Origin of the sequence: Maribacter sp. (genome assembly GCF_016744255.1) — a bacterium.
Lineage (GTDB): Bacteria > Bacteroidota > Bacteroidia > Flavobacteriales > Flavobacteriaceae > Maribacter_B.
Window position 1 is genome coordinate 1 of record NZ_JADGES010000175.1, and the last position, 2,254, is coordinate 2,254.

Here is a 2,254-nt window from a genome sequence, read left to right on the forward strand (position 1 = left end):
GTATTAATTTTAAAAGGTCTAGTGATAAATCCAAAATTTTCTTTTTAACAAAGATTAAACTATAATACTAATTCTCACACAAGTTTTGTGCTTGATCCAGGTTTATCTATGAAGCCATTGTACATTTATAGTTTTTTAAAAAACTTTACCCTTTTTAAAGTTTGGGTTTTACACTCCAGAAAAATTTTAGAATCAAAAAAGCAATATGTCTAAATTACCTAAAAATCACACCTTTATAGACCTTTCGGATTACGGAAGACCTATTGCAAGACATATAGCTAATTTACTTAAAAAAACTTCATATACCCCTATTGATGTCACCATAGGGTTTATTATTGCGGGCTTAATATCCGTTGCTTGTATTCTATTAGGCTATTTATGGGCCGCCGCTTTTTTCTTAATTCTAAAATCGATATTAGATGCTGCGGATGGAGAATTAGCACGCGTAAAAAAAACTCCTTCATATACAGGTCGCTACCTAGATTCTATTGCCGATATACTATTAAATGCACTCATTATTTTAGCCATTTGGCATACAACAGAGACCAGCTTTATACTCTGTTCTTTTTCCTTTTTAGGAATCCAATTACAAGGCACTTTATACAATTACTATTATGTTATTTTAAGGAATACAGTAAACGGAGATACCACCAGTAGAATTTTTGAAGATAAGACACCTATAGCTTTAAAAGGAGAAAAACAAAAAAATGTAAACCTCCTCTTTGCTATTTACAAAATGCTTTATGGAGTGTTTGATAAAATAATCTATACACTAGATGCTAATGCCCATAAAGGGAAGACTTTACCTAAGTTATTTATGTCCGCTATATCTATTTTTGGGCTGGGTTTTCAGCTTTTAATCATAAGTGTGTTGCTAATTACGGGCTACAAAGAATATATTATTTCTTTCTTCTTATGGTACTCCTTAATGCTTCTTGTTTTTATTGGTATTAGAAAGTTACTTTAAGAACGTAAAGCTTTAATCCCATTTACGTTACGTCTTTTTTTTTAGAAATAGGATGCATTAGCTGTGCGGATATTCTACATAGCTTCTTGGAGTTTCGTAGAGTTATTTTTAGCTTTAAATGTTCCTCTAACTCTGCTCTAAGTATCTTATATATTACCATAGCAATATTTTCTGCCGTAGGATTCAACTCTACAAATTGCGCTATATCTAAGTTTAGGTTCTTATAATCAAACCTGTCTAATATTTTATCTTTAATAAGACTCGAAAGGTTTTTTGTATCGATTACATAACCCGTCTCTGGATCACAAAAACCAATAGTCTTAACCTCTAAATCGTAATTATGCCAATGATAATTAGGGCTATTACATTCACCAAAAATGGTACGATTTTTTTCATTATCCCAGTTCTTATTACGTAATTTATGAGCGACATTGAAATGCTCGCAACGTATAATAGCTGTTTTGTGCATAAGCTTAGTTTAGTGTTGCTCCCTATAGGAGAATTACCCTACAAATATATTCATATTAATTCACTTCTTTTTATTTTGTTTAAAAAATACACAAATTAATTAAACATTTTATATCTTTACTTCGCGATTTATACTACGAAATTTTACTTAAAAGACATGCTATGTTTGGATTATTTAAAAAGAAATCAGAAAAAGAAATACTATACGAGCAGTATCAAAAACTTTTAAAAGAAGCCCATGCTGCATCTACAATAAATAGAAAACTAAGTGACCAAAAGGCCTATGAAGCAGAAGAAATTATGAAAAAAATAGAAATCTTATTAAAGCCTTAATGTATGATTTTGAGTATAACAACTTAATATAAAGCGCCAAATTTACATTTAAGACTATTATAGAGGAAGTCTACCATGTATACCAACGCGATACACTAAGGAAACTTTTTTTATCGATTATTACCACCAGAAGAATGCAATTTTAATGTACTAGGAAGTTTCCGCTTAAATGCCAATCAAATATGGGAAAAAGTAGTTTAGAAATTATAACAGAAAAAGAACTTAAAGAAAGGCAAGTAGACTTAGATTAACAAAATACGAACCTTTCCATAGAGCAAAACAAGAAGGTACTTCACCCCTAAACTTATTTCTTATCTGCTTAAACTAAATCAAAACTGATAAGCAATGAATTTTAACAACACACATAAACAAAAAAAATAAGATGCAGTATACCAAAGAAGCGATTAAAGCCATGGACAAGGTAACGCGCTTAAAAATTATAAATTCGGTTAGTGGCATAAAACCAGGGAACCTTATTGGGACTAT

3 protein-coding genes are annotated in these 2,254 nt (G+C 30.6%); 2 read left to right on the forward strand and 1 reads right to left on the reverse strand.

The annotated features are described in order from the left end of the window. The first annotated feature begins 205 nt into the window (after window positions 1-205). On the forward strand, window positions 206-967 hold the full coding sequence (locus QZZ51_RS16515; RefSeq protein ID WP_291871697.1) for a CDP-alcohol phosphatidyltransferase family protein: 762 nt from the start codon (window positions 206-208) through the stop codon (window positions 965-967). A 22-nt stretch (window positions 968-989) separates the two neighbouring features. Here QZZ51_RS16515 and QZZ51_RS16520 read toward each other — a convergent pair whose 3' ends face one another. Further along, window positions 990-1,436, reverse strand: coding sequence for a 6-carboxytetrahydropterin synthase (locus QZZ51_RS16520; RefSeq protein ID WP_366511990.1), 447 nt, complete (start codon window positions 1,434-1,436; stop codon window positions 990-992). A 161-nt stretch (window positions 1,437-1,597) separates the two neighbouring features. Here QZZ51_RS16520 and QZZ51_RS16525 point away from each other — a divergent pair, with 161 nt between their 5' ends. Beyond that, entirely contained in the window at window positions 1,598-1,768 is a 171-nt protein-coding gene (locus tag QZZ51_RS16525) for a Lacal_2735 family protein (protein ID WP_291871699.1), read from the forward strand. The last annotated feature ends 486 nt before the right edge of the window (window positions 1,769-2,254 follow it).